At 63.9% G+C, this 4,934-nt stretch carries 5 protein-coding genes; 2 read left to right on the forward strand and 3 right to left on the reverse strand.

Annotation, left to right across the window (positions count from 1 at the left end; translation table 11 throughout):
- A partial coding sequence (locus EOA29_RS24820) for a glycerophosphodiester phosphodiesterase family protein (RefSeq protein ID WP_145969780.1) occupies positions 1-696 on the reverse strand: 696 nt, incomplete at its 3' end.
- 94 nt (positions 697-790) lie between these two features.
- Positions 791-2,002, reverse strand: a complete 1,212-nt coding sequence (locus EOA29_RS24825; protein ID WP_127221749.1) for an acyltransferase — start codon at positions 2,000-2,002, stop codon at positions 791-793.
- Positions 2,003-2,123: 121 nt separating this feature from the next.
- Here EOA29_RS24825 and speB point away from each other — a divergent pair, with 121 nt between their 5' ends.
- On the forward strand, positions 2,124-3,125 hold the full coding sequence (gene speB, locus EOA29_RS24830; RefSeq protein ID WP_126094193.1) for an agmatinase: 1,002 nt from the start codon (positions 2,124-2,126) through the stop codon (positions 3,123-3,125).
- Between the two features lie 29 nt (positions 3,126-3,154).
- Positions 3,155-4,087, forward strand: a complete 933-nt coding sequence (gene argC, locus EOA29_RS24835; RefSeq protein ID WP_126094194.1) for an N-acetyl-gamma-glutamyl-phosphate reductase — start codon at positions 3,155-3,157, stop codon at positions 4,085-4,087.
- Between the two features lie 22 nt (positions 4,088-4,109).
- On the opposite strand, the gene EOA29_RS24840 is transcribed toward argC, so the two are convergent.
- The coding region (locus EOA29_RS24840; protein WP_145969781.1) for a COX15/CtaA family protein at positions 4,110-4,934 on the reverse strand (825 nt) is incomplete at its 5' end.

The following is a 4,934-nucleotide window of genomic DNA, read 5'->3' on the forward strand; positions in this document are numbered from 1 at the left end:
CAGCGGAAATGCCCGCGCTACTTCCTCGGCAAAGGCGGCATCGTGCACAGCGTCATCGGCAAGGATCGGCATGAACTGGAAGCCGCTACCTGCCTGGGCGAGCGCAGCCCTGGCGGCGTCGATGCGCTGGCGGTTCCACAGGGTTTCCTTGACGATCACCTGATCGGCCATGCCGAGATCACGGGCGACCGCGATCATTCCCGGCAGGTCGGTCACCTCCAGCTTGTTGTCGAGGTTGATCAGGATCCTGTCCTTGGTCGTAAGCAGCATCTCGCGCAGCGTCGACACCGGCTCGTTGGTGACGGCGCCCGTGCCTTCGACCACCAGCCGGCATTTTTTCAGCTCTGCCAGCGTGAAGCTGCCCACCTCGCCCCTGCAGGTCGTCGTGCGGTCCAACCAGCTGTCATGCATGACGACAAATTCGCCGTCCTTCGAGCGACGGATATCAACCTCGACGATCTCGGCGCCGATGGCGATCGAGCCCTCGACCGCGGCAAGCGAGTTCTCGGCATAAAGCCTCTTGCCGGCCTGCATGCTGCCGGCGCGGTGGGCGGCGATCATCACATGGTCGCGCCACTGGTTGGCGTGTTCGAAACGGTCGAGGATTTGGGCAGCGCGTGTCTCGCCGGCTAAGCTTTGGCCGGAGACGGCCGCAAGGGTGGCGGACAGAAAAAGGCTCAGCCAGAGTGTTCGCATCGGGGAATCGCTCCGTTCCGGGTCGGGTCCCGGTTAGGCGATGCCCATGACAGGGTGGTGAACGAAGCCGGCTAGCTGTTAAGCCGAAGGCGTCTCAAATCCGCTTGGCAAATCGACGGAACCAGGCCAGCGCCGGCATTTCGACGAAGCGCCAGGTGAACCAGGATGCGACGATGACGGCGATCAACATTGCTATGATCGCGGCGAAGCCGATCCATGGCGAGCCGACGCCGAAGCCGGTCACCTGATCGCCGCGCAACGTCATGTCGCCGACAATGCCAAGCCCGAGCTTGCGCTCGAGGAGGCCGCCGACATTGATCATGCGGCCCTGGACGAAGATGTGGACCATGTAGATCGAGTAGGAGAGCGAGCCGAGCAGCAGCATCGGCCGGCTTGAGAGCAGCGCGCTGATCAAGCCGCCCTCATGCGCGAAGAGATAGAGCGCCAGAGCGAAGACGACGGGCGCGGCGATCCCGGCGTCGTTCGATCCGGCGACCGAAACGAACAGCCCGATCGCCGCGACCATGGCGAGCTCGGCCATCATCCAGGCAATGCGCCCTGCGCCTGCCATCGCCTGTCGCGCCTCTGCAATGGAATCGTGCTGAAACCAGGCCAGCAGCGCGCCGAGCGAGAAGCCGTAAAGGCAGCGGATGAAGCCGAAATCGAAGGACACGTCCATATGACGGGTCGAGAAGCCAAGCAGGAAGAAAGGCGCCGTGACGGCCGCGGCGGCGAACCATATCCAGGCGCGCCGGCCGGTCGCGAGCACCACGCCGGCAAACAGCAGATAGGTGAAGAACTCGGCCGAAATGCTCCAGCTCGGCGCGTTCCAGGTCAGATGCTCCTCCACCCCCATGCCCTGCAGCAGGAAGAGATTGGCGACAAGACTTCTCAGATCAAAGCCTGCGGTGAAGGGCGCGGCACCGGTTCCATGCAGTGCCGGCAGGGCGAGCCGCATCGCCTCGAAGGCGACGAAAGCGGCAAGCATCGAAAGATGCAGCGGGTAGATGCGGCCAAAGCGCACCAGCGCGAAACGGGCAATCTCACCCGGCTCGCTCAGCCGGCCGCTGTAGGAGCTGGCGATGACGAAACCGGAAAGCACGAAGAAGAAATCGACGAACAGATAGGAGCCGCCGACAAAGGCGCTCTGGGAGATTATCGACGTCGTGGGAAAATGGAACAGCGCCACCAGCAGCGCGCAGATGCCGCGCCAGGAATCGAGCACCAGGAAGCGCTCGCCGGCCGCCGTGCCGGTTCGGGTTGCCGCCGGAGCAGGTGCGAGGTTGAGCAAGGCGGCCTCGGTCATAATGATACAAATCCTGTGTTGCCATGGCACTCGGCGAGCGCCATTCCGTCTCCGCAAGCTGTGACTGGCATGTTGCGTGCCGGTTCTGTAGTGCTGCCCCGATGACAACCGAGGACCCGTAATGGCGAACAAAGAGATCGACCACGCCTTCACCGCCCGTTCCAAGACGGGCGCATCGTTCGAGCCGACCTATGCCGGCGCGCTGTCGTTCATGCGGCGCAAGTACACGAAGGACGTAAAGGGCGCGGACGCCGTCGTGTGGGGCATCCCCTTCGACGCCGCCGTCACCAACCGGCCGGGCGCTCGCTTTGGGCCGCAGGCGATCCGCCGCGCTTCGGCGATCCTCGACAACGATCCGCAATATCCGTTCTCGCGCGACCTGTTCGAACAGCTCGCGGTGATCGACTATGGCGATTGTCTGCTCGACAGCGGCAATCATCAGAAGACCCCTGGCGCGATCGAGCGCGAGGCGGCCAAAATCTTGAAATCAGGCGCCTTCCTGTTGACGCTGGGCGGCGACCATTTCGTCACCTGGCCGCTGCTCAAGGCGCATGCGGCTATCCACGGGCCGCTGGCGCTGGTGCAGTTCGACGCGCATCAGGACACCTGGCCGGATGACGGCAAGCGCATCGATCACGGCTCCTTCGTCGCCCGCGCCGTGAAAGAAGGCATCATCGATCCCGACCGGTCGATCCAGATCGGCATTCGCACGCATGCGCCGGACACGTTCGGCATCAAGATCCTCTACGGCCACGAGGTCGAGGAAATGCGCGCCTCCGACATCGCCTATGCTATCGTCGACCGGACCGGCGGCAGGAAGACCTACCTCACCTTCGACATCGACTGCCTCGACCCGGCCTTCGCGCCCGGCACCGGCACGCCGGTGGCCGGCGGCCCGTCCTCGGCCAAGATGCTCTCGACGCTGCGCCAGCTCGGCCAGGTCGATATCGTCGGCGCTGACGTCGTCGAGGTTGCGCCGGCCTATGATCATGCCGATATTACGGCGATCGCCGGATCGATCATTGCCATGCACTATCTTGGCCTGGTGGCCGAACGGAAGGCGCGGCTCGATGACCTGAACAACGGCACTCATGCCGTTCTACATAACGCTAACGGCATATAGCCTTGAAATCGCAGGGAATTTTGTAACCGATGAAACCGAAAATCTTCATTGACGGCGAGCATGGCACGACAGGCCTGCAGATCAGGGCGCTGCTGGCCGACCGCGGCGACCTGGAGATCATCTCCATACCCGCGGAGCGCCGCAAGGAAGCCGCGGCCAGGGCCGAATTCCTCAATGCCGCCGATGTCGCGATCCTCTGCCTACCGGATGCCGCCGCCAAGGAAAGCGTGTCGCTGATCGAGAACGACACGACCAAGGTGATCGATGCCTCGACCGCGCATCGCGTGGCCGAGGGCTGGGAATATGGCTTTGCCGAAATGGACAAGGATCAGGCGAAAAAGATCGCCAATTCCAAACGGATCGCCAATCCCGGCTGCTGGCCGCAGGGGCCGATCGCAACGCTGCGTCCGCTGGTTTCCGCCGGCCTGTTGCCCGCCGATTTTCCGATCACCGTCAACGGCATTTCCGGCTATTCCGGCGGCGGCCGCCCAATGATCGAGGACTATGTCGGCAAGGGCGAGGATGCGCCCGAGTTCCTGCCCTATGGCCTGACGCTGCAGCACAAGCATGTGCCGGAGCTCAGGACCTATGCGAAGCTGACGCATGATCCGATCATGCAGCCGGCGGTCGGCAATTTCGCGCAAGGCATGATCACGGTGGTGCCGCTGCAGCTCGGCGGCCTCGACCGCGTGCCGACAGGCGCGGAGCTTCATGCGGCGATCGCCGACCACTACGCCTCGATCGATGGCGGCGTGGTCGAGGTCGCGCCCTATACGCATATGGAGCGCATGCCGGAGATCGATCCGGAGGTCTATAACGGCACCAATCGGATGAAGGTCTATGTGTTCGCCAATGACGAGCGTGCGCAGGCGCTTCTGCTCGCCGTTTACGACAATCTCGGCAAGGGTGCCTCCGGGGCCGCCGTGCAGAACCTGGACCTGATGCTCGGCATCAAGCACTGAGCGGCGATGCACAAGGTGCGCTTCAGCTTCTGACAGCGATCTCGGTCGGCAGCGGATAAGCGCCCTTGGTGCCGCGCCAATGCGCGGCGGCAAAGCCGAGCACGATCAGCGCGAAGCCCTGGTGGGTCAACGCCATGTGCAACGGCACCTGCATCAAGAGCGTGCCGATGCCGATCGAGGCCTGCACCAGCACCAGTAGGAACAGCAGCGTGGCGCGGCGGGCATGCGTCGTGGCGGGCTGGCGCCGCCACGTGGCGATCATATGCCAGAGCGACACCACAAAGAGCGCGTAGGCGCCGAGCCGGTGCACGAACTGCACCGTCTTCGGATTCTCGAAGAAGTTCAGCCAGGCGGGTTTCAGCAAGAAGAGATCAGCCGGGATCACCTTTCCGTCCATCAGCGGCCATGTGTTGTAGCTCAAGCCGGCGTGGAGGCCGGCAACCAGCCCGCCGAGATAGATCTGGATCAGCGCCAAAAGCACGATGAAGCCGGCAAGCCGCTGCGTCGAGCGGTCGGCGGCGCGCTCGGAGTGGGGCGCCAACCCTCGCGCGACCACCATGGTGGCGGTGTAGATCAGCGCCGCGATCGTCAGATGCGTGGCCAGCCGGTACTGGCTGACCGAGACGCGGTCGACCAGCCCCGAAGCCACCATCCACCAGCCGATGGCGCCCTGCAGGGCTCCGAGCAGGAGGATGCCTAACAGCTTCGGCCCGAGGCCGCGCTCTATGCGGCGTGTTGCCCAGAAGAACAGGAGTGGAAGGGCAAAGACGGCGCCGACGCTGCGCGCAAGGATGCGATGCACCCATTCCCACCAGAAGATCGACTTGAACGCCTCGATGCTCATGCC

The organism is Mesorhizobium sp. M1E.F.Ca.ET.063.01.1.1, from assembly GCF_003998155.1.
In the GTDB taxonomy this organism is placed as follows: domain Bacteria; phylum Pseudomonadota; class Alphaproteobacteria; order Rhizobiales; family Rhizobiaceae; genus Mesorhizobium.

Coding starts and splice junctions, on each gene's coding strand:
- EOA29_RS24825 (WP_127221749.1), bottom strand. CDS start 2,002: ATGACCGAGGCCGCCTTGCTCAACCTCGCACCTGCTCCGGCGGCAACC.
- speB (WP_126094193.1), top strand. CDS start 2,124: ATGGCGAACAAAGAGATCGACCACGCCTTCACCGCCCGTTCCAAGACG.
- argC (WP_126094194.1), top strand. CDS start 3,155: ATGAAACCGAAAATCTTCATTGACGGCGAGCATGGCACGACAGGCCTG.